Annotated in this window: 11 protein-coding genes; 3 read left to right on the top strand and 8 right to left on the bottom strand. The window is 59.8% G+C overall.

The window, feature by feature from the left end:
• Positions 1-93: 93 nt before the first annotated feature.
• The 3 genes from J0G10_RS13680 to J0G10_RS13690 are packed head-to-tail and all read right to left on the bottom strand — an operon-like array spanning position 94 to position 5,557.
• Positions 94-678 (bottom strand): glutathione S-transferase, encoded by a 585-nt coding sequence (locus J0G10_RS13680; RefSeq protein ID WP_220558683.1) that lies wholly within the window; start codon positions 676-678, stop codon positions 94-96.
• Positions 675-4,316: an SbcC/MukB-like Walker B domain-containing protein gene (locus tag J0G10_RS13685; protein WP_220558684.1), complete on the bottom strand. Its 3,642-nt coding sequence runs from the start codon at positions 4,314-4,316 to the stop codon at positions 675-677. Before J0G10_RS13685 ends, J0G10_RS13680 begins: the two co-directional genes overlap by 4 nt.
• On the bottom strand, positions 4,313-5,557 hold the full coding sequence (locus J0G10_RS13690; RefSeq protein WP_093437857.1) for an exonuclease SbcCD subunit D C-terminal domain-containing protein: 1,245 nt from the start codon (positions 5,555-5,557) through the stop codon (positions 4,313-4,315). Before J0G10_RS13690 ends, J0G10_RS13685 begins: the two co-directional genes overlap by 4 nt.
• A gap of 347 nt (positions 5,558-5,904) precedes the next feature.
• On the opposite strand from J0G10_RS13690, the gene J0G10_RS13695 reads away from it, so the two are divergent.
• The 3 genes from J0G10_RS13695 (at position 5,905) to J0G10_RS13705 (ending at position 20,192) form a co-directional block, all read left to right on the top strand.
• Complete coding sequence (locus J0G10_RS13695) at positions 5,905-19,083, top strand: hemagglutinin repeat-containing protein (protein ID WP_220558685.1); 13,179 nt, start codon at positions 5,905-5,907, stop codon at positions 19,081-19,083.
• Between the two features lie 329 nt (positions 19,084-19,412).
• Positions 19,413-19,853 carry a hypothetical protein gene (locus J0G10_RS13700; RefSeq protein ID WP_220558686.1) on the top strand — a complete coding sequence of 147 codons (441 nt, stop codon included), beginning with the start codon at positions 19,413-19,415 and terminating at the stop codon, positions 19,851-19,853.
• 36 nt (positions 19,854-19,889) lie between these two features.
• On the top strand, positions 19,890-20,192 hold the full coding sequence (locus J0G10_RS13705; RefSeq protein WP_150652190.1) for a hypothetical protein: 303 nt from the start codon (positions 19,890-19,892) through the stop codon (positions 20,190-20,192).
• 215 nt (positions 20,193-20,407) lie between these two features.
• On the opposite strand, the gene J0G10_RS13710 is transcribed toward J0G10_RS13705, so the two are convergent.
• Genes J0G10_RS13710 through J0G10_RS13730 form a run of 5 tightly spaced genes read right to left on the bottom strand, consistent with a single transcriptional unit; the run spans position 20,408 to position 26,288 of the window.
• A complete protein-coding gene (locus J0G10_RS13710; protein ID WP_220558687.1) occupies positions 20,408-22,045 on the bottom strand; it encodes a BatD family protein in 1,638 nt (545 codons plus the stop codon).
• Complete coding sequence (locus tag J0G10_RS13715; protein ID WP_220558688.1) at positions 22,042-23,781, bottom strand: tetratricopeptide repeat protein; 1,740 nt, start codon at positions 23,779-23,781, stop codon at positions 22,042-22,044. Before J0G10_RS13715 ends, J0G10_RS13710 begins: the two co-directional genes overlap by 4 nt.
• Complete coding sequence (locus J0G10_RS13720) at positions 23,778-24,857, bottom strand: vWA domain-containing protein (RefSeq protein ID WP_095050115.1); 1,080 nt, start codon at positions 24,855-24,857, stop codon at positions 23,778-23,780. The genes J0G10_RS13715 and J0G10_RS13720 overlap by 4 nt, the downstream gene beginning before the upstream one ends.
• Positions 24,850-25,347 (bottom strand): DUF4381 domain-containing protein, encoded by a 498-nt coding sequence (locus J0G10_RS13725; protein ID WP_038369283.1) that lies wholly within the window; start codon positions 25,345-25,347, stop codon positions 24,850-24,852. Before J0G10_RS13725 ends, J0G10_RS13720 begins: the two co-directional genes overlap by 8 nt.
• Complete coding sequence (locus J0G10_RS13730; protein ID WP_095050117.1) at positions 25,344-26,288, bottom strand: DUF58 domain-containing protein; 945 nt, start codon at positions 26,286-26,288, stop codon at positions 25,344-25,346. The genes J0G10_RS13725 and J0G10_RS13730 overlap by 4 nt, the downstream gene beginning before the upstream one ends.
• Between the last annotated feature and the right edge of the window lie 4 nt (positions 26,289-26,292).

Consider the following 26,292-nt stretch of genomic DNA (forward strand, 5'->3'; position numbering starts at 1 on the left):
CCCCGGACGCTCCGCGTCCGATTGGAACGCAGAGCGTCCCTTGAGGCATTCCCACGCAGAGCGTGGGGAACGATCAAAGCAGGAAGGTAAGGGTTATTTCTTCATGATCGAAGTGAAGAGCTCGGATTCGAGGAAGCGCAGCAACCAGGCCTGTAAGCGAACATAAGGCGTCTGCGCAAACCACTCACGATCAACATGGGCAAACTGCCGCACGAAGGGCAGCAGGGCGATATCCGCCAGGCTCGGATGATCGCCCAGCAAATATTCGCGACCTTCAAGCAGCTCCTCCAGCCTCTGCAAGTACAGCGCCCCCTCAGCCCGATAAATCTCCATCGGTTGCTCCGGGTAACGTTCGGCGTACTTGTAGCGATTCAAATGCACTTTGAACCCTTGATCATTCGCTTCGATCAATTCAGCAATCCGCGAGTCGCCATCAAGCAACCAATCCTGCGGATCATTCTGCGCCAACGCCCAGCGCATGATCTCCAGGCTCTCATCAATCACCCGCCCACCAGCATCCAGCACCGGCACCGTGCCCTTCGGCGAGATCGCCAGCATCTCCGCTGGCTTGGCCTTGAGACTGACCTCAACGATGTCCACCGGTACACCCGAGTAACGCAGCGCCATCCGCGCCCGCATCGCGTACGGGCAACGGCGGAAGGAATACAGCGTGTTCATTTCACCTCCAGCGTGCTCAAACCATTGCCTTGGCGCTGCACCTGAATCTGCACCGGAATCCGCTCGTGCATTTCCTGCACATGGGAAATCACCGCGACCTTACGCCCCTGCGCCTGCAAACCATCGAGCGCATCCATCGCCAGTTGCAGCGATTCCGGATCGAGGCTGCCAAAGCCTTCATCGATAAACAGCGATTCGATTTTCAGCGTGCTCGACGCCATCGATGCCAGGCCCAACGCCAGCGCCAGCGACACCAGGAACGTCTCGCCGCCAGACAACGAATGCACCGAACGCAGCTCATCGCCCATTTCCGTGTCCATCACCAGCAGGCCGAGCATGCTGCCGCCGCGTTTCAAGCGATAGCGTTTGACCAGTTGCCGCAGTTGCACGTTGGCGTGATGCACCAGCAGGTCGAGGTTGTAGGCCTGGGCGATCTTGCGGAAGGTGTCGCCGGTCGCAGAACCGATCAAGGCACTCAATCGCGCCCAGCGCTGATATTCGGCATAGGCCGAGGCGATCTGCTGCGCCAGCGCCTGATTGGCGTTTTGCCGGCGCTGGTCTTCGACCTGTTCGGCACGCATTTCGGCGCATTGCTGTTCGCTGACGGTGAACTGGTTCTGCAGGTCGGTGAGGGCGCTGGCCAGTTGTTCGGCATCGAGGTTGCCGTTGTGCTGCGCCTGATGATCGAGCAACAAGCGATCCCGCTCCTGCAACAACACCTTGGCCTGTTCGATGGCTTTTTCGTTGTGCTGCAAGCGCTGGCGCAGTTCGGCGACTTGCCCGTCATCGACTCGCAACAGATCTTCGAGGCCACCGTCATCCAGCTCCGGATGGCGGGCGCGCCAGTCAGCAATCTTGCCGGCCAGGTCCTGCTGTTCGTTTTCCAGTGCCTGCAAACGCTCTTGCTGCGCCTTGAGTTCTGCGGCGATCTGCACGAGTTGCGTGCGCACGTTCTGCAGTTCCTGCGCGGTAGCGGTTTCGGCATTGCGCGCCTGTTCGACCGCTTGCTCAAGCTGCTGCTGCCAGTGCTCGGCGCTGCTGTGCTCGCCAAGCAACTGGGCGAGTTTTTGCTGGCAGGCTTGCTGTTGCTCGGTGAGTGCCGTGAATTGCTGTTCGGCGCTGAGCAATTGCTGTGCGCGGGTCTGCTGGCGATCCTGCTCTTTCTCCAGCGTCTGTTGGCGCTGTTGCTGCTCGGCCTGTTCTTCCTTCTGCTGCTCGACTTGCGCCAGGCGCTCGGCGATCTGCCGATCAAGCTGCATGAAGGTCGCGGCCGGTTCCTGGCGCAAGGCTTCCAGGGTGTCGGCCGGCAACAAACTGCCGAACGCGCTGAGCTCTTCATCGAGACGCTGACGATCGCTGCTCAACTCGCGCTGCTGATTGCTCAGGTGCTGCGCCGCTTGCTGATGCGCGGTTTCGGCCTGACGCAATTGCTGGGTCAGCCGCGCGGCATCCTGTTGCAGGGTGAGCAGGGCGCTCTGGCGTTGTTCGTCCTGAGTGATGCTCTGGTTCAGTTGCTCGTTTTGCCGGGCGAGCCAGGCATCGCGCTTGTCGGCATCCTGATTGAACAACTGCGCGGACAGCGGATGCGCGTCGAGGCTCGGCGCCAACGCTTGCTGCTGGGCGGCCAGTTGTTCTTGCTGTTGCAGCAGTTCTTTCTGCTGAGCAATGACGCCAACGACTTCGGCGCGCAGTTCAGTGAGTTTTTCCTTGAGCTGATCGACGACTTTCTGGGCGTTGGCCTGCTCGCTTTCATCATGACGACCAAGGCTTTGCAGCAGCGCTTCGGGCTGATGATAGGGATGCTCGTTGCTGCCGCAGACCGGGCACGGCTGATCGTCCTGCAACTGCGCGCGCAATTCTTCGACACTGGCACTGCGCGCCAGACGCTGGCGTTCAAGCAGTTCGCGGGTGACGTTGAGGGTTTGCTCGGCGACGGTCAGTTCGGCTTTGGTTTTCACGCCGTCCTGAGTCAGGCGTTCGCGTTCCTGCTGGGCGCTGAGCTGGCGCTGTTGCAACTCGGCGCTGCGTTTGTCCAGATCCTGTTGCGTGGACCACAGGCGCGACAGGTCTTCGAAGGCGCGCAGTTGTTTACGGTTGTCCTGCAACAGCGTGCCGAGGATACCGATCTGCTCAGCGACGGCATCAGGTTCGGCGCCGGCCTCCTTGAATAGTACTTCCAGTTGCTGCTTTTGCGTGGTCAGCTCTGCGGCGCTGCGCGTGGCGTTTTCTTCGAGGCTCGCCAGTTCCGCCTGACCCTTGTTCAGGCGATTGCCGATCAACATCAACTGTTGCAGGCGATCGCGGTAGGCATTCCACGCATCACTCAGCGGTGCCAGATGGGTACTTTGCTCCAGCTCAGCGGCGATGCGTTGCAGGCGTTCGGCGACTTGGGTCTGTTTATCCAGCAAGGCTTGAATGGCGTTCTGGCCTTCGGTGCAAGCCTGCTGCGCATTGAGCCTGGCTTCGGTACTTTGCGCGACATCCTTGGCCAGACGGGCGAGGGTGCTTTGCTCTTCGAAGGCCTGACGCAATAGCGGCGCGTTTTCACTTTGCCGTTGCTGCGCTTCGCTCAGGGCAACTTTCGCCGCTTCCAGAGTTTGCTCCAGTTGCGTCTGGCGCTCAGTCAGTTCGGCATTTTGCCGGGTGTGCGCGGCGATTTGCGCGGCCAGTGGCGTCAGCAGGGCATCGAGTTCGCTTTTGCGCGCGAACTGATGCCGCTGCGTGCCGAGCTGCTCCAGTCGCGTCAGTTTCACCCGCTCGCCGGCCAGACTTTCCGAATGCTGTTGCGCGCTGTGCAGTTGCTCGGCGGCCGCTTGCTGCGCGTCCTGCAACACACGTAAATCCTTGAGCCAGCCGTGCTGTTGCTCAAGCTGCTTGAGCTGCGCCTGCTGCAACTTCATTTGCTGTTGCGCGGCATTGAAGCGCTCATCCAACTCGGCCCGCGCTTCGGGCGCCAACGGGGTCACGCCGGTCGCCTGATCCTGCAACAGCTTATGCGCTTCGCGGGCTTCTTTAGTCTTGTCGAAGGCGCGGCGGCCGAGACGGGTGTACAGCGCGGTGTCGGTGAGTTTTTCCAACAGTTCGCTGCGGTCGTTGTCGTCGGCCTTGAGGAACGCACTGAACTCGCTCTGGGCCAGCAGCACGGCGCGGGTGAACTGTTCGAAGTTCAGGCCGAGCGCAGCTTCCAGCTGAGTTTTGTATTCACCTTTCTGGCTGGCGAGCAGTTGATCCTGATCGATGTCGCGCAGGCTCTGCCGGCTGGCCTGCAACTTGCCGCCGGCCTTCTCGCGCGCACGGTTAGCTTCCCAACGTGCCCGATAGCGACGGCCATCGACACCGACGAAATCCACTTCGGCATAACCTTCGCCGGTGCCGCGACGCAGCAAGGTGCGCGGGTCGCCGGTGGCAATTTCGCCGTCTGCATCCGGGACTTTGGCGTCACGGCCAGTGTTGTTCAGACGCGGCACCGCGCCAAACAACGCCAGGCACAAGGCGTCGAGCAAAGTACTTTTACCCGCGCCGGTCGGGCCGGTAATCGCAAACAAACCGGCACTGGCCAGCGGTTCAGCAGTGAAATCGATTTCGAAAGGCCCGGCCAGCGAGGCGAGGTTCTTCAGGCGAATGGCGAGAATCTTCATGGCTGCTCGCCCTCCAGTTGTACGTCTTGCAGCAGTTCGGCGAAGTCCTTCAGCGTTTGCTCGTCGACCTCACTGCCATAGTTGTCGAGCCAAGCGCGGCTGAACAGTTCCTGCGGAGTGAGCTGGTCGAGTTCGATCAGCGCTGTGCCGTCTTCGACTCCGTCAGCACCACGATTACCGGCGTATTCAGCGGCGATACGCACCAGGCGCACGGCTTTGCCTTGCAGGGCGCTTTCGACTTGATGGCGCAGATCCGGCTGTGGCTCGTCGAGGGTTACGCGCACTTCCAGCCACGGTTGCCGCTGGGTTTCGGCGAGCAGATCGATGTTCGGCAGATCGGCCAGTTGCAGCAGGATTTCGGCCAGCGGTGCCGGGCCGATGCGCTGCAGATTGACCGAGCGCGGGATCAGTTTCGGCTCGACGCTGACCAGGGTTTCGCCGTCGAGGGTGACGTCGAGAATCTGGTGCTGATAGCTGATCTCCGAGAACGACAACGGGATCGGCGAGCCGCTGTAGCGAATGCGTTCTTCACCGTTGACCTTCTGCGGCTTGTGCAAATGGCCGAGGGCGACATAGCTGATGCTCGGCCCGAACAGGCTGGCGGGCAGGGCTTCGGCGTTGCCGATGATGAGGCTGCGTTCGGAGTCTTCCGAGACCGAACCGCCGGCCATATGTGCGTGGCTGATGGCGATCAGCGCCTGACCGGGTTGGCGCTTGGCGTTGGCCGCTTCGATCAGCCATTCGTGCACCTGACCGATGCCGCGCAGATAGTTGTCGCCCAGATGCGCGCCCGTCACCTCTGCCGGACGCAGGAACGGCAGCGCCAGGCACCACGCGGCGATTTCGCCTTGGGCATTTGGCAGTGGCAACAGCAAGCGGTCGGCGTCCAGTTGCCCGTCATCCAGCCACAGCACCCGACCCAGCGCGTGGGTGCGCAAACGGCGCATCAACGGCGCGGGCAATTCAATCCGCGAACCGGAGTCGTGGTTGCCGGCGATCATCACGATGGTCAGCAACGGCTGCTGTTCGTGGGCGCTGACGATGAAGTCGTAGAGGCGTTCCTGAGCTTTGACCGGCGGATTGACCGTGTCAAAGATGTCACCGGCAATCAGCAGCACATCCGGCTGCGCCAGTTGCAGTTGGCGCAGCAGCCATTCGAGGAAGCACGCATGCTCGAAATCGCGCTCCTGGCCGTGCAGGTTTTGCCCAAGGTGCCAGTCGGAGGTGTGGAACAGACGCAAGGTGGACTCCGCAACATTTAAAGAGGTGATGGCCGCGAGGAAATGAAGGGCGGCGAAAGAGGGGAGAGTTTACAGATTATTGCGGCGGGAGGGCTTGTTGTGCAGGTGAGCGACTGTTAAGCGGAACCAGGTTTTACTCATACCGATCGTCGGCAACGATGGTTCAGGTGATTCAAAAATTGACGCCAAAATAGTGGCCATCTAATATCGCGCCACTATTTTGATACTAGTGCGCTGCTCCCCCTTTTCCCGCTTTTCGCAGATCGGCATCAAGGTTCGTGCCGTTCAGGAAGCATCGCGCTCGCCTTCAATCCGACTATCGTTGCCCGTTCTAAGAGACCTTCAACATGGATGTTCGCCAGTACGCCTTTCCTGCGCTCCAACCTTCTGCGGTCGTGAAAGACCGTGAACGTTTTTTGGGCATGCCCAAGCGCGGCCTGGCGTTCCTGTTGGCAAACGTAATGTTCTGGCAACCGATGTGGGCGCAGGCCGATGGCATTGTGGTGGCCAACCCGAATACCTCGCTGGATCGTGCCGGCAACGGCGTGCCGATCATCAACATCGCCACGCCCAATGCCAGCGGTCTGTCGCATAACCAGTTCCACGACTACAACGTCGGTGCGCAGGGTCTGATCCTCAACAACGGCTCGACGCAGAATAATCTCACCCAGCTGGGCGGGCATATCATCGACAACCCGAACCTGAAAAACAGCGGTTCGGCGCAGGCGATTCTCAACGAAGTCATCAGCGGCAATCCGAGCCAGTTGCGTGGTTACACCGAAGTGGCGGGGCAGTCGGCGCGGGTCATCGTCGCCAACCCTTATGGCATCACCTGCAACGGTTGCGGCTTCATCAACTCGCCGCGGGTGACGCTGACTACCGGTAAACCGGTGCTCGACAACGGTCGTCTGGATCGCTTTCAGGTGGATCAGGGTTCTATCGCCATTGAGGGTGCGGGCCTTAACGCGACCAACGTCGACCGTTTCGAAATCATCACCCGCAGCGCGAAGATCAACGCCGAGATTCAGGCGCAGAACCTGACGATTGTCGCCGGTCGCAACGATGTCAACGCACAAACCCTGAATGCCACCGCCCGCGCCGATGACGGCAGCACCAAGCCGCAACTGGCCATCGACTCCTCGGCACTCGGCGGCATGTACGCCGGGGCGATCAAACTGGTCGGCACCGAGGCCGGGGTCGGGGTGAAACTCGACGGCAAGCTGATTGCCAGCGGCGGCGATATCCAGCTCGACGCCAACGGCCAACTGAGTCTGGCCGACACCTCGGCCACCGGCGCGGTCAACGTCAAGGCGGCCAGCCTCGACGCACGCGGCCCGGTTTACGCCGGCACCGCGCTGAGCGTGCAAACCCAGGGCAACCTGACCAACCGCCAGACCCTCGCGGCCCGCGACAGCCTCACCCTCAGCGCCGGCGGCCAACTGACCAACGCCGGCGCCATCGAAGCCGGCGTCAACGCCGACGGCAGCCGCAATGCCAGCGGCGATCTGAGCCTCACCGCGCAAAACCTCGACAACACCGGCAAAAGCCTTACTGCCAGCCGCAATCTGACCATCAATACCGCACAAACCCTGAACAACCAGGGAGGCACGCTCAGCGGCCAAACCGTTGCGATCAGCGCCGGCACGCTGGACAACCGCAACGCTGGCAAAGTGCAGAGCAACACCACCCTGAACCTCAACGCCGCTCAGGTGCTGAACAGTCAGGGTGTGATCAACAGCAACGCCAGCCTCACCGCCAACATCGGCCAGTTGATCAACAGCAACGGCGAACTCAGCAGCCAGACCGACGTGGTTCTCAACGTCACATCATTGGATAACGTTGCCGGCCTGATGAGCGCTGGCCGTCTGCTCGATATCAATGCGATCGGCGCGATCAACAACCGCACCGGCAAGATCGGCGCCAAACAGACCTTGCTGGTAAAAGCCCAACAACTCGACAACAGCCAGCAAGGCCAGTTGACCAGCGAAGGCACGCTGACCACGCGGATCAGCGAGCAACTGAACAACCAGAACAAGGGCCTGATCCAGGCCAACGGCGCCATGGACGTGCAGGCCACGCGCCTGGATAACCGCGCCGGCAAGATTTCCAGCCTCAATACCCTGACCGTCAGCAGCGCCAACACCGACAACCGTGGCGGGACGATTCGCGCCGACCAGGCCGCCAAACTGCTGATCGACAACCTGGACAACCGCGACAAGGGCCGCCTCGAAAGCAAGACGGCGCTGAGCTTCGACGGCAACACACTCGATAACAGCAATGGCGGCCTGCTGACTTCGACCGGTCTGTTGAGCCTCAAAGCCAAAGCAGTCACCAACGATGGCGGACGGATTTCCGCCAAGGGTGATATCGACGCCAACGTCGACACCCTCAATCAAGAACACGGCGAACTGGTCGCCGAAGGCAATCTGCTGCTGACCGGCAAAACCCTCAATAGCCATCAGGACAGTCTGGTCGGTTCGCTCAAGACTTTGACCGTCAACGTCGAGCAGATCGACAACCGCGCCAGCACACTGTCCAGCCAGCTGGATTTGCACATCAACGGTTCGCGCCTGGACAACAGCGATGGCGGCAAGGTGCTGTCCGACACCACACTGGCGCTGAAAGTCGCGCAGATCATCAACGCCACCAACGGCCTGATTTTCAGCAAAGGCGCGAGCACCCTCAGCGGCATCGGCCTGAGCAACGTTGGCGGGCGCATCGTCAGCCAGAACACGCTCGGGCTGACCTTCGACGAGGCCATGGACAACCAGCAAGGCCTGATCAGTAGCGAAGGGCAGATGACCCTCAGCGCCGGTAGCCTCGATAACCGTCTGGGCAAACTGTCGAGCCTTGAAGCGATGGCACTGACCGCCAGCGGTGCCATGCTGAGTCAGGGCGGCCTGATCGTTTCGCAGAAAGGCCTGACCTTTAAAAGTGGCAGTCTGGACAACAGCGACAACGGCATCATCAGCGCCAAGGCTGATTCGACCCTGACTACCGGTGAGTTGAAGAACCGCCAGGGCGGCAGTATCGCCACCGATGGCTCACTATTATTGACCGCCGCGCACCTGGACAACTCGGGCGGCAGCCTCGGCAGTCAGCAGAAACTCGAAGTCTCGGTGACTTCGCTGGCGCAGGACGGCGGCGAGTTGTTCAGCAACGGCGACCTGACCCTGGACATGAACAACGGTCTGCTCGACAACCAGCGCGGCAACATCCATACGCCGGGCCAGTTGCTGCTGAAAAACCTCAAGGACGTCAACAACAGCGTCGGCGAAATCTCCGCCGCCAAGGCCTGGAGCGTTAACGCGCAAAGCTTGAACAACGACGGCGGCAAGTTGCTGAGCAATGAAAAGCTCACTCTGGTCATCGAGCGCGCGTTGAGCAACGTCAAAGGCCTGATCGCTTCCGCCAGCCTCGACAGTCGCAGCGACAGTTTGAACAACAGCAGCGGTGACATTCGCGTACGCGGTGATGTCGATTTCAGCGTGACTGGCATGTTCGATAACCAGAACGGCGTGGTCATCGCCGACAACGGCCTGAAGATTACCGCCGCCAGTCTGGATAACCGTCAGGAAGGTCTGATCGGCTCAACAAAAGCGCTGAACCTCAACGTCGCTCGCGTCGACAACCGCAGCGGCGAGTTGTCGAGCAAGAGCGATGTCAGTCTGATCGGCGCCTGGCTCGATAACAGCGACAGCGGCTACATGCTCGCGGGAGGCAATCTGGCTCTGACCGTCAACGACGTCATCAACCGCAATAAAGGCCTGCTGTCCGGTGACACAGGGCTGACACTGACCGGTAAGACACTGGAAAACAGTGGTCGCCTGACCAGCCAGAAAGACCTCGTGATCAACCTCTCCGGGGAGCTGAACAACGCACAGGGCAGCGTCGTCAGCGAAGGCGCCTTGGCGATCAACGCCGCTAGCCTCAACAACGACGCCGGCACGGTCTCCAGCGCCAAAGCGCTCACCGTCGATACGCGCGGCGCCATCAGCAACCGGGGCGGCAGCCTGCTGACCGATGGCGATCTGACCGTCAACAGCGATGCGCTGGATAACCAGCAAAAAGGTGTGATCAGCAGCAAGGCCAACCTCAATATCAGCACTGGCGAGTTCAACAACAGCCAAGCGAATATTTACGCGGCCGACCACGTTGAGATCAATGCCGGTCAGGTGACCAACACCGCAGGCAGCCTCGGCGCGGGCAAGACGCTGACCGCCAATATCCAAGGCCTCGACCAGCAGGGCGGCAAACTGTTCAGCGGCGGCACCGTCAGTGTCGATCTGAACGGCAGCGCGCTGAATAACCAGGGCGGCGTGATCAACGCGCCGGACCAGTTACTACTGAAAAACCTCTCCGACGTGAACAACCGTGGCGGCGAGATTTCCAGCGACAAGGCTTTTGAACTGATCGCCACATCGCTGGACAACAGCGGCGGCCAACTGCTGAGCAACCATAAACTCACCGTGACCCTCGACAAGGCGCTGACCTCGATCAAAGGCACGATTGCCGCTGCGGCGTTGCAGGTTCGCGCGGCGAGTCTGGATAACAGCGATGGCGGCGTGTTGCTCAGTGACAGCGACATCGAGGTGACTGTCGATGGCCTGCTGACAAACACCAACAAAGGCAGCATTCGCGCCGCGCAACAACTGACCCTCAACAGCACCGGTCTGAACAATCAGGGTGGCACACTGGTCGGCGTTTCCGGCCTGAATATGGACCTGGGCGCCACCGCGCAGGATCTGAATAACCAGGACGGTGTGATCAGCAGCAAAGGTCGGTTGAGCATTGCCGATCTGCGCGACCTGAATAACCAGAACGGCGTGATCAACAGCAAAGGCGTGCTGAGCATCGCCACCCTGCGTGACTTGAATAACCAGCAAGGCGAGATCTCCAGCGTCAACAGCTTCAGCCTCACCGGCAACCGTTTCGATAACCGTGGCGGCAACCTGATCAGCAACGATCAACTGACCGTGAAAGCGGCCGACCTGAACAACCAGGGCGGCCTGCTCTCCGGCTGGAAGGGCGTAAACCTCAGCGGCGGCACCCTCGACAACAGCCTGGAAGGCGCGATCTCCAGCCAGCTCGGCAACGTCAACATCGACCTCAGCGGCGCGCTGCTCAACCACAGCAAGGGCGGCATCGGCGGCCTCGGCGAAGTAACCATCACGGCCGCCAGCCTGGACAACAGCGGCGGTACGGTCAGCAGTGACGGCAAACAAACCCTGACCATAACCGGCGCGATCAGCAACGCCTCGGGCGGCCTGATCAAAAGCGGCGACACCCTCGAGATCCGCGCGGCCAGCCTGAACAACAGCAGCGGCAACGTCATGGCGAAAAAAGCCCTGACCTTCACCGGTGGCCCGCTGAACAATACGAAGGGCAGTCTGGTCGGTGACGACAGCGTCACCCTCGATCTGCTCGGCGCTCTGACCAACGTCAATGGCGCACTCGGTAGCGGCGCCGCGCTGCTGATCAAACGCGCTGCCAGCGTCGACAATCAGGGCGGCCAGTTGATTAGCCAGACCCTGCTGAGCCTGCTCACCAGCGGCGATCTGAACAACAGCCAACGCGGCACCGTCTCGGCCAACGGCCAACTGGACCTCACCGCCGGCGGCACGTTGCGCAACGACGCCGACGGCCTGCTTTCCAGCCGCGATGCCGGCGTCACCCTCAGCGCCGCCGCGCTGAACAACGCCAAAGGCGCGGTGCAAAGCATGACCGCGCTGAGCGTGAACACCGGCAACGGTGCGATCGACAACCAGGGCGGCAAGATCATCGCCCAGAACGGCGACCTGACCCTCAACGCTGCCAGCCTTGACAGCCGAGGCGGTGTGCTCTCAAGCCTCAACGGTCTGCTGCAAACCCGCCTGAGCGGCGTGTTGCGCAACGGCCAGGGCGGCAAGATCGAAGGCAGCCGCCTCGACCTGCAAGCGCTCGGCGGTATCTACAGCGACGGCGGGCGAATCGCCGCCAACACCGGCAACATCCTGCTCAACGCCGGCGGCAACACCCTCGATAACAGCGGCGGCGGGATCTATGCCAAAGGCGTGGTGAAAACCATCGCCGGCCTGATGAGCAACAACAACGGCCAGATCAGCGGCAGCAGCATCGAGCTGGGTGCCGACGGCAACCTGAGCAACCGCGGCGGCCTGATCGAAAGCGCCGGCACATTGGCGATTCGCGCGGCCAATCTCGACAACCAGGGCGGCAAACTGCGCGCGCTCGGCACCAGCGGCAAAACCGATTTCCAGATCGGCAGCCAGTTCGATAACCGTAATGGTCTGGTGGAAACCGCTAACACCGATTTCACTCTCGCCGCACCAAGCTTCCTCAACGCCGGCGGTTCGGTGACGCATGTCGGCCTCGGTGAATTCGGCATTTCCACCGCCAACGTGATGAACGCCGGCGGCTCGCTGGTGACCCGTGGCGGCCTGACGCTGAACGCCGACAGCTGGACCAACAGCAGCGTGATTCAGGCCGGGCGGTTGACGGTGAATGTCGGCAATTTTGTGCAGACTGCGAGCGGGCAGTTGCTTGCTTCCAATCAACTGGTGGGGCGTGGCGGCAACTGGAGCAACGAGGGCTTGATTGCCAGCGATGGCAGCGTCGATATTCAGGTGAGCGGCAATTACGGCGGCAACGGGCGCACGAGCAGTCTGGGCGATCTGCAACTCGACGCCTCCACCCTCAATCTGACCAGCGCTACGAGTATCGCGGCCGGAGGAAATACGACCGTAGGCGCACGCGGTGGCCTGGCGATCGTCAACAACTATGGCCGCCTCACCGCTGCCAATAGTCTGATCCTCAATGCTGGCACCGTTAACAACTACGGCACGCTCGCAGGCGCGTCGGGTATGAAGCTGACGGCATCATCACTGCTCAACGATCAGGGCGGGTTCCTGTTCAGCGGTGGCGACATGAAGCTTCGCGCGGGCAGCCTCAGCAACAAGAAATCCGATGTTTACAGCCTCGGCGCAATCGATATTGCGCGGGACGATGCCGGTAATCGCGCGGCGCTGGTGGAGAACCTTTCCGGAACGATGGAGAGCACCGGCGACTTCTCGATCAAAGCCGACTCGATTGTTAACCGTAGAGATCAGTTCAAAACGGTTTCCGAGATGTACTCGTCGGATATTGGAGTGCGTTGCTATTCGTGTGATCAGATCCCGCTTAACTGGACAGATCTGCAAGGAGGCAAACTACCGTCTCACCTGGTCTGGGAACAAAAGTTCAAGGTAAGCATTTCGGAGGGGGAAAGTTCCAAAGCCGCGTCTATCACTGCCGGAAAAAACTTTGATGCTGTGGGTGGATCGTTCCTGAACTCGAACTCGTCCATCGCCGCTTCTGGAAACATCAACATCAACGTGGCCAACTTCGAGAACTCGGGTACTGCCACTGGCGATTACGTTTCCCGCAAATACGTCAATGGCGGGCTCTCCGTTGCCCAGTGGAACGAAGTCGTTGCGTACAACATGTACAACGACGCGGACTACAACAAGGATCTGCACTTCTGGAATGCCAACGAAGACGACTCACGGGTAGTTTCCAAGGTCGTCAGATATGGTGCCAAGGGTGAGGCTGACAACTGGTTCCAGACGTTCGGCTCGACCATCATTTCTTTGAATAAACAGAGTCAGGCCGTCAAGTTCGGAGATTCTCTCTATTCCTCGGGAGTCAGAACGGAAGCTCCAGACTTCATAAAGAATGCCGTGTTCAATGAAAAGATCGTCACCTCCGATCCTTCAGGTTTCGCCTCGGCCATCATCCAGGCATCCGGCAACGTCACCATCAACGCCACCAACAAAATCAGCAACGGTGTTGAAAAGGCCTACAGTTCAGGCGCTGCCGGTACCTCGCGCAATGCCAATACCAGCGCTGGCGGCACCGGTAAAACCACCATCATCAGCCTCAACAGTCAACTGCCACCGGACTTGGCCCAACAGCAAGTCAACCCGCTGACATTACCCGGCTTCAGCCTGCCGGTCGGTGATAACGGCCTATTCCGCCTGAGCGGCAAGGGTGGCAGCGAACAATCCTCGGTGCCCGCGCCGTCCTGGACCATCGGTACGCTGTCCGGCGAGTCGACCCATCATACGGTCGGCATGCCCGCTCGGCCGTCCACCCAGTTCCAGTTCGACAACAACGACCCGGTGTCGATAAAAAAACGCGATCTGGCGCTGAGCGATGCCGCGTCGTTGAATCTTAACGACAGAACGGCTCAGTTCAACGTGGGTGCAACCGCCGCTGACGGGCCAGTCGGCGTGCTGGTGCCTGCTCGGGGCAACCCTGCCTTTGATGTACCACGCGTACAAGGCTTGCCCGACACCAGCGTGCGCTCCAATCCGCACAAATACCTGATCGAAACCAACCCGGTACTCACCGACCTGAAGAAATTCGAGAGCTCGGATTATCTGTTGCAAAAACTCGGCTATGACCCGGACATCAGCGCCAAGCGCTTGGGTGACGGTTTCTTCGAACAGCGGATGATCCAGCAAGCGGTCGTCGAGCGTACGGGACAGCGGTTCATCGACGGCCAGACCTCCGACGAAGCGATGTTCAAGTACCTGATGAACAACGCCATCGCCAGCAAGGATCAGCTCAACCTGTCGATGGGCGTCACGCTGACTGCACAACAAGTGGCGGCACTGACCCACGACATCGTCTGGCTCGAAGAGCACGAAGTGAATGGTGAGAAAGTGCTGGTGCCGGTGCTGTATCTGGCTCAGGCGAATAACCGGTTGGCGCCAAACGGGGCGTTGATTCAGGCCAACGATGTGACGTTGATTGCCGGTGGCGATCTGGACAACGCCGGTACGTTGCGAGCCTCCAATAACCTTTCGGCCGAGGCTGGCAATAACCTCACCAACACCGGACTGATCGAAGCCGGTGAACGCCTCACGCTCAAGGCCGGTAACGACATCATCAACAAGTCCGGCGGCATCATCTCCGGCAAGGACGTCAGCCTGACCGCCACCAACGGCAGTGTGATCAACCAGCGCGACGTGACCGGCTTCGACCTCACCGGACGCGGCAACGTGTTGCACCGGGACTACCTGGACAACGCAGCCCGGATCGAGGCAGCCAACGACCTGACGATCAAGTCCGGCAAAGACATCAACAACATCGGCGGAGTGCTGCAAAGCGGTCGGGACATGACGCTCGATGCTGATCGCGATGTGAACATCACCTCGGTGCAGAATCGCAGCACCGATGCGCGGGGTAGCAATTTTCTCAATCAGACGATCACTCAGCACGGCGCTGAAGTGAAGTCCGGGCGGGATCTGTCGATCAGTGCTGATCGTGACGTGGCGATTGTGGCCAGTCGGCTGGATGCCAAGCGCGATGTCAACCTGAATGCGGGCAACGATTTGCTGGTGACTTCCGCGGCGAATGAAAGCGAGTATGTAGCGCGCAGCAAACGCACGCAGGCCGAATCCCTCAATGTTTCCCAGCAATCGAGCGTTATCAGCTCGGGCCGTGACATTGCTGCCAGCGCCGGCAAAGACCTGAACCTGATTGCCAGTCGCATCAGCGCCAGCAACGAGGCGTACTTGTTCGCTGGTGATGACGTCAATATCGCGACGGCAGAAGACGTCGATTACGACTACTACTCGAAAACCAAAAAGGGCTCCTTCGGCAAGAAGAAGTCGACAATGAGTGAAAGCGAGACGGTCTTGTCCGTCAGCTCGACGGTCGAGGCGGGTACCAAGTTGGTGGTGTCGGCAGGTCAGGATATTAATCTGACCGGAGCGAAGCTCAACAGTGATGGGACTTTGCTTGCTACCGCGGGTCGCGACATCAACTTGTTGGCTGCTGAAGACTCTTACAGCCAAGCCAACGCGTCATCGAAGAAAAGCTGGAACAAGAGCAAGTCCAGCAGCAGTGAGCAGACGCAGACACGTCTGAACAGCACCGAACTCAGCGCCAAGGATATCGAGCTCAAATCGAGTCACGACATCACTTTGCAAGCGGCTGCCCTGCGCGCGGAAAACGAGGTGAAGCTGACAGCGGCCAATGATGTTCTGATCGGCACCGCTGAAGAAACCCAGACATCCAGTCAGTCCAAGAGCTCCAGCAAGACCGGGATGACAGTTACCGGCTGGCTCTCCAATACGCAGAAAACCCAGCAATCACAGCAATCATCTACACAGAGCATCGGCAGCGATATCAGCGCTGGCAACATTCAGATCAACAGTGGCCGCGATTCTGTTGTTGAAGGCAGCACGCTGGTGGCCGACAAGAATATTGGCATCAATGCCGGGCGAAATCTGGAAATCACCAGTGCAGAGAACTCTGCGTCGTCCAGCTCGAAATCCGGCAGTAAAAAAGTCGGTGAGGTGGGCTCCTGGTGGCAGGGCGCGACCGGGATCGTCAAAACCAAAGAAACCGATGACAGCACTTCAACGCGCCAGTCGGGCAGCCAAATTGCCTCCCTTGGCGGCAATATTTCCCTGACCGCCGGGGATCATTACACCCAGAGCGCGAGCCAGTTGGTCACCCCTCAGGGCGATATCAACATCAAAGCCAAGCACGTTGATATCGAGGCAGGATTCGACACGCTCAACACCAACAAAACTGCGAGCACCAGCCGCACGGCAATCGGCGGCACCGTCAGCATTCCTCTGGTCGATGCCCTGCGTGGCATTCAGCAAATGGGCGAAGCCGCGCAGAAAACCAGCGATGATCGAATGGTCGCACTGGCAGCGGTGAACGCCGCCATGAGTGCCAATCAGGCGCTGGATGCCGGACAGGCGATGATGCAGAACCCGGTGGGTGGGGTGAAGGTCAGCGTCAATCTGAGCAACAGCCAGAGCAAAATGAACAGCAGCCAGAGCGGCCGCAATGTGGTTGCCAGCGATGTAGTCGCGGGCGGCAACGTCAACATCGTTGCAACGGGAGACGGTGCTGACAGTGACATCAATGTCGTGGGCAGCCGAATCGAAGGCGGCGGCGATGTCAGCCTGAAAGCCGACGGCGAAATCAATCTGTTGTCCGCACAAAACACCGCACATCAACAAAGCGCCAACAGCAACAGCGGCTGGAGCGCAGGCATCGGTTTTGGCTTCGGTGAAAGCAACGGCTTTACCTTTGAACTCGCCGCCAACGTGGGACGTGGCAACAGCGATGGCGACGACGTCACTCACACCAACACCTCGATCAAGTCCGGTCATACGCTCAACCTGGAGAGCGGTGGCGACACCAACATCAAAGGCGCTGTCGCCACCGGTGAAACGGTCAAGGTAAAAGTCGGCGGTGACCTCAATGTCGAGAGTCAGCAGGACACCAGCACCTATACCTCCAAACAGCTGAGTGCAAACGTCGGGCTGAGTGTCTGCATCCCTCCATTCTGCTACGGCACCAGCAGCGTCAGCGGCGGTATTGCTGCGCAGCACATGCAAAGCGAGTACGCCAGTGTTTCCGAGCAATCGGGCATCAAGGCCGGCGACGGCGGCTTCCAGGTTGAGGTCAAGGGCAATACTGATCTGGTCGGGGCGATAATCGCCAGCACCGACAAAGCGGTCGCTGACGGTAAGAACACTTTGAGCACCGGCACGCTGACGAGTTCTGATATCAAGAACAAGGCTGAGTACGACGCCAGTAGCATCAATCTTAGTGGTGGTTATGGCTTCAATATGAAGGGCGGTGGTAACGCCAGTGGCACGCCGACCCGAGGCGGGCCAGTTGTCACCACCAAGGAAGGTGCAAACGCCAATACACCGGTCGTTCTGTTCGCCAGCGGCGATTCAAGCAGCACCACCCATAGCGGGATCAGCGGTGCTGCAGTCACCATCACCAACAATGCCAAGCAACAGGAACTGACCGGCAAAACTGCTGAACAGACCATTGCAGCGATCAACACCAATGTTTCCAGCGAGCGTGACGGCAGCAACAAGCTCAAGCCGATTTTCGACGCCGAGGAAATTGGCGTGGATTTCGAAATCGTCGGCAAGTTTGTGCAGAACGTCTCGCAGTTCATCGAAAACCGTGCGAACGAAGCCGATAGCAAGAAGAAGGAAGCTGAAAGAGAGTACCTCGCAGCACATGACGAAAGCCTTCCGGATGAAAAAAGGGCTATCCACCGTGAAAAATATTTAGAACTCACCCAGCAAGTCAAAGACATCGACAAGAACTGGGGGCCTGGAGGCACTTATCGGCAGATCACTACCGCGTTGGTCGCCGGGATCACCGGCGGTGTCACCGGTACTAGCGCGCAGTTCGCGCAAAACATGGTGGTCAATTACGTCCAGCAGCAGGGATCGGATTACATCGGGCAATTGGTCCTCAAGGGACTCAAAGAGGGCAGCCCGGTACACGCAGGCTTGCATGCGATTCTTGGTTGCGCAGGCGCTGCTGCCAGTAGCCAAAGCTGTTCGGCGGGTGCGTTGGGTGGAGCGGCAGCCAGTGTGCTGACAGCACTGTTTGCGGACCCAGATCCAAACGAAACAGCTGCGGATCGCGAAACCAAGCGCAACCTCATCACCAGCCTGGTGACCGCTATTGCTGCGGCTAGCGATCCAAGCGGTGCAGCCACGGCCAACAACGCTGCGATTGCAAACGTTGATAACAACTGGTTGGCAACGCAGCAGAAGATACAAAGAGATAAAGAGCTGGAAGCAGCGCCAAGTCTTATTGAAAAGATAAAGATATGGCGGAAGTGGGCGAGCGTTGATAGCACCCAAGATATGGCTACAGGCCTTGGTGTGATCATTGGCCTGCAGGAAGGGGGATGGAAGGATCTGGACGGCCTATCGGGCTTCTTGGCAAGTCCGTTGGAGAGTCTCAGCGGTCTACGACAAATTGTCGAAAGCGAAGCGCTGCGAGCCAAGCTTGGTAATGCCGCGGTGGACAGTTTGCTCGCAACTATTGGTAGGATGGAGTACGCACTGGAGTTTGGTGGAACCGATCAGGCGTTGCAGCTTGGACGCGATCTAGGTTTGCTTTTGTATACCGTCGGTGGCGTTGTATCGGACGTAGGTGGTCTGGCAAAGGGAGCCGCCGCTTTAGGGAAGGTGGGAGTAACCGTTTCAAGTAAAACTTTGGGCCAACTTTTAGGAAAAGATGGAGCAGAGATTGGAGCAACAATCGCGCGTTTGGAATTGGACAGCGCGGGCAATCTGAAGTCAGTTGTCATGCCTAGCGGCGGGAAACTACTCAATCAATACAACCCGCTCAATCAAGGTCCTCTGCCAGCTTCGATTGCAGACACGTTCCGGAGCGCTACCTACGCAGAGGTCGTAACTCAGAAACCGACAACTTTGTATCGGGTATATGGAGGCTCGGCTAATGAGCTTGGGGCTTATTGGACCGCGACAAAACCGACAGGCCCTGTGCAATCGATCATAGACAGTGCTTTGAATCCTCAATGGGGAAATACGGCGGTAAATGTGGTGAAGATTGAAGTTCCAGCAGGTACTAAGTATTTTGAAGGTGTAGCCGCCCCTCAGGGAGGGCTTGTGGGAGGGGGAAGTCAGGTTCTTTTTCCAAAAGACTTCAAAATTGATCCATCCTGGGTGAGATAAAGTATGGCGGGCTGTGGCTGGGAAGTAATAGAGAGCTTTTTTTCGCCGGACGAATACCGTCGATTTGTTGTTTGGATCAACAACCAAGTAGTAAATGGTCGAGCAGAAAGTGTTCGCGTATTAGATAATTACGCTGGACCTGGATTTGATGAGTTTTGGTTCAAATGTTGTGATTCCGCAGAGGTTTGGAGATTGGTTGCGCCGGAACCTCCTTTTCGCGGATATTGGGGGCCAGTAGCAACTAAGGAGAATAATAGGACGGAGGATAATGGGACAGGCCACGTTTAAATAAACGTGGTCTGTCTCGAGGGATCAAAGGTCTTTAATTTATGACAGTTGAGAATGAAGAAGGCCATCTCCTGACTGTTATTGCTGAAATTGGCGTATTGGAGTGGCAAAAGTATCAACAGCGTTTTCCAAAAGTAAGGGTTGGGAATGAAATGCAGCGGGAGGATCATTCAGCGCTGCCACCCTTCATCGCTTTCAGATTTGAGTGTATTAGCACGGTTGATAGCGACAAGTTGAAGGCTGCCGTGGAGGGGTACAAGGGAGCTTTATCATGGTCGATTGTTGGCCGGTCACGCGAAGGGCTACCCGGGATTAACTGGATGATTGCACCGTCAAGGTTGTGGGAGGTGGGTGAATGTGCTTTGCAAGCAAACATGACGGCAGCGGTCTATTTGTCTATTCATGAACCTTTACTTGGTCCAGTGGCATACGAGGATTTAATTGGACTGACGGGACATGTTCGTTCTGTGTTCGATCACTGAGGGATCCAACCCCCACCAAATTCCGGAGGTTATTTAGTGATCACTGAAGATATAAAAATTTTCGAAGAGATTTTCCAATTGGTCGAAGCAGGCATAATCCATGGTTATGACGCGTTCCGATACGGTGTTGAGTTGGGTGAGGGCTATATAGAAACGGAATTAGCCGTCGAGAAAGACGGGATTGAGGACTGGAACGCCGAAACCGATATAAACGGGGCGATAATTCTTCGTCTGGTCGATCAATTGCAGGCAAACGCAGTCAAACGCGGTGAACCCTGGAAGGCGTTTGTTCTCTCTTATCGCGAAGGCGAACAGGTGAAAACGAAATTCAAGTATTGATCGGGGACGCCGAATTTCCGCGTTCCGGGAAACGAACGGGTGGCTCTGGCCACCTGTCGTTTATCTGACCAGCGCAGCAAGACAGACCCAGAGTGATGCCTGTCTATCCAGTCCGAAGGGGGAGTTTCTTAGTGCCCTTCGGCAGGCGAGCGTCAGCTTGTTGCAATTCAGACCTGCCGATACATCCCTCAAGTGTTCGTTGAGGGATCGTGGGTTCACTTCGGATAAAGCGGCGGCAACCCACTATCACCCACCGGATCCTGCACCCGTTCCGCCGCCGGAATCGTACGGATCGCCCGCCACAAATCCTCACCCTGCCAATGCTGCCCCGTCTCGCTGTACAGCGCACCATTCAACCCATCCAGCGCATCCGACAACGGCACAAACCGCGCCGCCATGTCTGCCAGTGTCTCCGGTTGCTGCCGCGCCCAGGCATCCAAGGCCTGCCGCGTCGCCTGCGGATCATTCGCCTGGCTCGCACGCTTGATGTCATCCATCAGCGTGCGCGGGCTCGGGCCGGTTTGTGCGGCGCGGTGCACTGCCGGTTGCCAGCGTGCGCGCCACCACAGGCCGAAGCCGAGGAGGGTGGTGCAGGCGAGGATCAGGGTGCTGAGTTTCCACCACCACAACACATCGTTATCGACGGCGCTCACTTGCAGGTTGCCGGCCGGGGTGTCGACTTGCAGGCTCGGGTTGTTGGCCACTTGCAGCGTGCGCGCGGGCAGGCTGCTGTGTTCCAGATGGTCTTCGAAGGTGTTCCACCAGACCACGTCCACCGTCGGCAAGTCGATGGCGCCGCTACGGCTCGGCACCAGCGCTTCGCGTTCTTCGCGGCTGCCGACGATGCCACGGTCAGTGCTCTGGTTGCTCAGCACCGGTTGATCGGGGTAGCGGCGCAGGCCGTTGACGTCTGTGGCGGGCAGCGCCGGCAGTTGCGAGGCGGCCAGGCCTTCGACTTTCAATGTCAGGCTGCGGGTCAGGGAATCGCCAACCTGAGTGTGTTCCGGTTCCGGGTTCCAGCTTTCGCTGAGACTTAGGCTGCGCGCGGGCAGCCATGGTGCGTCGACCGGATAAGTCAGGGGTTTGGGTTTCACCGTCAGGGGGATTTCAGCAGAACTGACGCGCATCAGTTTGCCCGGCTTTGGCCCCTGCGCATTGGCGTCCTGAGACGGCTGCGTGTCGACCAGTGTGGCGCTGAAGGTCTGCGGCGCGATGGTCAGCAAACCGCTGTGCTGCGGGTAGATCGCATAGCGCATTTCGATCACGCCATGGCGCACACCGTTGAGGTCTTTTTCGTAGGTACGCGTGTCGCCAAGCTGTTCGATGCGCGCATCGGCGATTTGCAGCGGCGTCAGGCTGCTGTCGTCGTACAGCGACACCGAATGGTAGATGCGCAACGTCAGGATCGCCTGCGCCTGCACATACACGCTGGACTGATCGAGGCTGGCCTCGATGAACACCGGATCAAGGCTGTTCTGGTTCTCGCGGGTGTCGCTTTCGACCACTTGCACGGTAATCGGCTGGCTCTGCGCGTCGCCCAGTTGCAGCGGCGGGATCACTACGCTGCCGTTCTCCTTCGGCAGCAGGGTGATGATCCAGCGCGTGGTTGCGCGGTTGTCGCCATTTAGGGTGTTGAGCTGGTTGACCTGCCGCGTGCCGCGCACTTCGAACAACGCTTCCAGTGCGGTCAAATCGGGTTTGCCGAACTGGGTGACGTCGCTGGTTTCGAGGGTGAGTTCGACCGTCTCGCCGGAGTTCAGGCGACTGCGATCCACACTGGCGGTCAGCTCGGCCGCCTGGGCGGTGGCCGTGCAGAGCAGCAGGGGCAGCAAGAGAGCGGTGAAGCGGGTCATCGAGTGTTTTCCTGATCCTGATGTTGTTGCTGTTCGTACCAGAATTTGCGTCGCAGCAGTTCGCCCGGATCATCCGGGATCTTGCCCAGCCATTGTTCCAGTGCCTGGCGTTGCTCGCCTTCGAGGTTGTCTTCACTCGGGCGCAGCGTCGGCACGGTGTCCGTTTGTTCTTCCTCATCGCTGCCCGGCACTTCGTTCGGGCCTGGCTGCGGCGGCGTGGTCGGTGGCGGTTCGCTGGCCGATTCGGTCGGTTGCGCCTCGCTCTGGGTTTCACTTTTTACCGCCGGTGGCGGTGCGGTTGCTGGCGGTGGTTCGTCGCCTGGCAGACTTTGCTGTTCGCTCGGTTTGGTGTCCGGCTCGGCGGGCGGCGGTGTGTTTTTCTGCTTGAGCAGGTTTTCCACCAGCGCCTTGTTGGTCTGCGCCGGACGCAGATCCGGTTGCAGTTCCAGGGCCTGTTCATAGGCGTCTATCGCCGCTTCCAGCTCACCGCTTTTCGCCAAGGCGTTGCCACGATTGTAGTGGGCGCGGGCATCGCTGCCTTCGGCGAAGCGCTGGGCGGCGCCACTGTAGTCGCCGGCCTCGTACAACGCCACCCCTTGCCACTGATGATCTTCGAAATGTTGGGCGGCTTCGACCGGGCGCTTTTGCTTGAGCAAATGCAGGCCCTGTTGGTCGGGACGCAGCCACAGGTCTTCGAAGTCGAAAGCGTAGCTCGGCTGTGGCAAGCAAAACAGCAGCGGCAGGCAGAACAACCAGCCACGTCGCCCGGCGCACGCCGCGAGCAACAACAGCGGCAACAGCAGCCAGTAACCCTGATCGGCCCAGGTATCGAGGCGCACGGTCTGGCCATCGTCACGCAAACTGCGCGGGCCGTTGAGCAGCCCGAGCGCGCCAAGATCCGCTTCGTCGAGGCGTGCAGGATGGTATTCGCCGCCCACGCTGTTGAGGAAAGCGCTCAGGCCCGGACTGTCGAGTTGCGGCACGCGGATCGCGCCTTGTTCGTCCTTGAGGAAACTGCCGTCCTCTTGGGCGATTGGCGCACCTTCGGCGGTGCCGACGCCGAGCATCAGCAGTTGTGCCGACTCACCGTTGAGGGCGCGGCGAATGCCTTGGCGCTCTTCATCATCGAGCGACGAGCCGATCAGCAGAATCCGCCCCTGACCGAGCGCGCCTTGTTTGAGCAAGGCCAGTGCTTTACTCACGGCCAGATCGGCGCGATGGCCGTTTTCCGGCATCAGTGATGGCTTGAGCGCATCGAGCAGATTGCGGCTGGTCGCCAGGTCATCCGACAGCGGCACCAGCGTGTGTGCGCTGCCGGCGTAGACGACGATGGCGGTCTGCGCATCGCTGCGCGCCTGCAACAGGTCGAACAGCTTGCGCCGGGCCTGTTCCAGTCGCGTCGGCGGCGAGTCGGTGGCGAGCATTTCCGGGGTCAGTTCCAGTACCACCACCAACGGATCGGCGGGTTTCTGGCTGGTCTGTTCGACGCGCTCCCAACTCGGCCCGAGTAGCGCCAGAACCGTCAGCAGCCACGCCACGCCAAGGGCAACCCACGGCAGTTTGCTGTCGCGACCATTGCCGCCACTGAGCAGGGTGGCATGAAACGCCGGCGGCAAAATCATCTGCCAGCGCCCGGCGCGCTTCTGCCGATGCCAGAGTTGCCAGATCAGCCAGCCCAGCAGCGGTAGCAACAGCAACCACCACGGACGGAACCAGTGCGGCCAGAGCGCGATCATCGGCGCCTCCGCAGACGCAAGCGCTTAAGGCGCTCACGCCAGTCAGGCAGCGGACTTTGCAGATACAGCTCCTTGGTGAACAGGCGTTGCAGCGGGTTGTCCGGCCACAATTCACGCGCGACCAGCAACAGGCTCAACCACAGCGCCAGCGCCAGAGGCCAGTGATACAAGGCTTGTGCCGGGCGGGCCTGGGTCGGTTGTTGGGTCACGGGTTCGAGTTGGTCCAAGGTATCTTTGATTGCTTGCAGTTCTTTGCCGTCGTGGGCACGGAAATACTGGCCACCGGTGACTTCGGCGATGGCTTTGAGCGCCGGCTCGTCGAGATCCAGACTCGGATTGACGCCGAGCAGGCCGGTCGAACCGCTGTCCTCAGGGTTGGCGCCAATCCCGATTGGATAGATTTTTACGCCTTCGCTCGCAGCGAGTTTTGCCGCCGTCAGCGGATCGATCTCGCCGCCGTTGTTGGCGCCATCAGTGACCAGAATCAGCACACGGCTTTGCGCCGGACGCAGGCGCAGGCGTTTCAATGCCAGACCGATGGCATCACCGATGGCGGTGTTCTTGCCGGCAATGCCGATGCGCGCTTCGTCGAGCCAGACGCGCACGGTGTGGCGATCAAAGGTCAGCGGCGCTTGCAGATAGGCTTGGCTGCCGAAGAGGATCAGGCCGACACGGTCGCCATCGCGACTTTCGAGGAAATCACCGAGCAGATGTTGCACCAGCGTCAGCCGACTGACTTCTTCGTCCTGCCACTGCATATCCGGGAAATCCATCGAACCGGACACGTCCACCGCCACCAGCAGATCACGCCCACTGGCAGCAATCGGCAGCGGTTCGCCGAGCCATTGCGGGCGCGCGGCGGCGGTCAGCAGCAACAGCCACAACAGCATGAACGGCGCCTGTTGACGCCACGCCGGCAGATTAGCCCGAGCGCGACGGCGGGCGAGGCCTTCCAGATCGGCGAGGAAACTCACTTTCAGGGCTGGCTCGCCACTGTCGGCGACCGGCAGCACCAGGCGCATCAGCCACGGCAGCGGCACCAGCACAAAGATCCACGGCCAGGCGAACTCAAACATGTTTGCGAATCCACGTGTCGACAGCCTGGGTCAGGCCGGCGATGGCTTTGTCGTCGAGTTTGCATTCCGGTTTGTAAGCGCCTTCGACCAGCACCATCCAACGGGTGAGGCCCGCCGCCGGGCAACGGTTGTCGAGAAAGGCCAGCCATTTACGCCCATTGAGGGTGTGGCTCTGGCTGTAGGGATAGTGGTTGCGGCACAGGCGTTTGAGCAGGCCGTTGAGTTGCTGCAACCACGCCCCGGCCGGAGCACCGTCGTAGGGTTTGGGCATTTGCGCCAGTTCGGCGAGGGCGGCAATGCGCACTGGGTCGAGCGGCTGCTCGGCGCGGACAATCGGGCGTTTCTTCATCGGAATGAAACGGCGAAGTTTCCACACAGCGAAACCCAGCAGCGGCAACAACAGAAGCAGCAGCCACCAACCCGGCGCCGGCGGCCAGAAGGCAATCGGTGGCGGCGAGATCAGCGGTTGCAGTTGTTCGAGGCCGTTCATCGACCTTTCCCCGGACGCTGCGGATTGAGGAATTCGCGCATCTGCTCGACCATTTCGCTTTGCGTGCTCAGCGGCATCAGCAATACCCGCAGCTTCTGCGCGAGCAATTCCCAGCGCGCGATGCGTGCTTCGGCCTGGGCGCGATAGGTCTGGCGCAGGTCGAAATTCAGCGTATCGAGTTCGAGTTGCGCGCCGCGTTCGGCGAATCGGAGAAGACCGGCGGCGGGCAGGGCGTGATCGAGGGGATCGGACAGCGGCAGCATCAGCAAATCACAATGGCGCGAGAGCAGGCTCAATTGTTGTTCAGCGCTGTCGGACAACGCGCGCTCGTCGCAGATGACGATCACCAGACTGCCCGGGCGCAGCACTTCGCGGGCACGGCGCAGCGCCACGCCAAACGCATCGCGATCCGGCTCGCGCTCGCTGTGCAGCGACTGGTTGACCTTGACCAGACGGTTGAGCAGTTGCAGCAGGCTCTGTTTGCTGCGTCGAGGCTTGATTTCGTAGTGCTCGTTGTCGCCGAACACCAGCCCGCCAACGCGGTCGTTATGGCCGAGCGCGGCCCAGCCGATCAGCGCCGCTACTTGCGCTGCCAGTACCGATTTGAACATCAGCCCCGAGCCGAAAAACAGCCGTGTGCTTTGCTCGACCATGATGAAAATCGGTCGTTCGCGTTCTTCATGGAACAGCTTGGTGTGCGGCTCTTGGGTACGCGCCGTCACGCGCCAGTCGATGGTGCGTACGTCGTCGCCGGCCTGATAGACGCGCACCTGATCGAAGTCGACGCCACGGCCACGGAATTTCGAGTGATGCAGGCCGATCAGCGGGCTGCGCTGGCTCGGCGTGGAAAACAGCTGCACTTCACGCACGCGGTGGCGCATCTCGATCAGCTCGGCGAGGCTGACGCGGATGCCCGGTTCGGACGGCAGGGTGGCGTTCATGGGG

It is taken from the genome of Pseudomonas germanica, from assembly GCF_019614655.1.
In the GTDB taxonomy this organism is placed as follows: Bacteria; Pseudomonadota; Gammaproteobacteria; order Pseudomonadales; family Pseudomonadaceae; genus Aquipseudomonas; species Aquipseudomonas neuropathica.

Bases quoted from the DNA above. Each gene is read 5' to 3' on its own strand.
- J0G10_RS13695 (WP_220558685.1), top strand. From the start codon at position 5,905: ATGGATGTTCGCCAGTACGCCTTTCCTGCGCTCCAACCTTCTGCGGTC.
- J0G10_RS13730 (WP_095050117.1), bottom strand. From the start codon at position 26,288: ATGAACGCCACCCTGCCGTCCGAACCGGGCATCCGCGTCAGCCTCGCC.
- J0G10_RS13680 (WP_220558683.1), bottom strand. From the start codon at position 678: ATGAACACGCTGTATTCCTTCCGCCGTTGCCCGTACGCGATGCGGGCG.
- J0G10_RS13715 (WP_220558688.1), bottom strand. From the start codon at position 23,781: ATGATCGCGCTCTGGCCGCACTGGTTCCGTCCGTGGTGGTTGCTGTTG.
- J0G10_RS13725 (WP_038369283.1), bottom strand. From the start codon at position 25,347: ATGAACGGCCTCGAACAACTGCAACCGCTGATCTCGCCGCCACCGATT.
- J0G10_RS13720 (WP_095050115.1), bottom strand. From the start codon at position 24,857: ATGTTTGAGTTCGCCTGGCCGTGGATCTTTGTGCTGGTGCCGCTGCCG.
- J0G10_RS13710 (WP_220558687.1), bottom strand. From the start codon at position 22,045: ATGACCCGCTTCACCGCTCTCTTGCTGCCCCTGCTGCTCTGCACGGCC.
- J0G10_RS13700 (WP_220558686.1), top strand. From the start codon at position 19,413: ATGACAGTTGAGAATGAAGAAGGCCATCTCCTGACTGTTATTGCTGAA.
- J0G10_RS13685 (WP_220558684.1), bottom strand. From the start codon at position 4,316: ATGAAGATTCTCGCCATTCGCCTGAAGAACCTCGCCTCGCTGGCCGGG.